The sequence below is a fragment of the Sedimentibacter sp. B4 genome, from assembly GCF_000309315.1.
In the GTDB taxonomy this organism is placed as follows: Bacteria; Bacillota; Clostridia; order Tissierellales; family Sedimentibacteraceae; genus Sedimentibacter; species Sedimentibacter saalensis.
The window spans coordinates 1-241 of record NZ_CANG01000493.1 but is presented as its reverse complement, the minus strand read 5'-3'; the positions used below and the strand labels follow the sequence as shown (position 1 = coordinate 241).

Annotated in this window: 1 protein-coding gene; it reads right to left on the bottom strand. The window is 73.0% G+C overall.

The annotated features are described in order from the left end of the window. A partial coding sequence (locus tag BN358_RS26565) for a hypothetical protein (protein ID WP_198018442.1) occupies positions 1–241 on the bottom strand: 241 nt, incomplete at both ends.

Genomic DNA, 241 nt, shown 5'->3' with positions numbered 1-241 from the left:
TCGTCCTCGAGGCTGAGGAAGGTAATCCCGGACGCGGTCGCCGGACGTTGCCGGTGGGTGACCAGGCCGCCCACCTCCACCCGGCGGTCCGGCTCGGCCGTGGCGAGATCGGCCGTGCTCAGCACGCCCCGCGCCGAGAGCTCCTCGCGCAACTGGCCGATCGGGTGGTCGCCGGTGCTCACCCCGGTGGCCCACAGGTCGTCGGCGAGCACCTCGACCGGGGACGGGTCGTCGAACAACA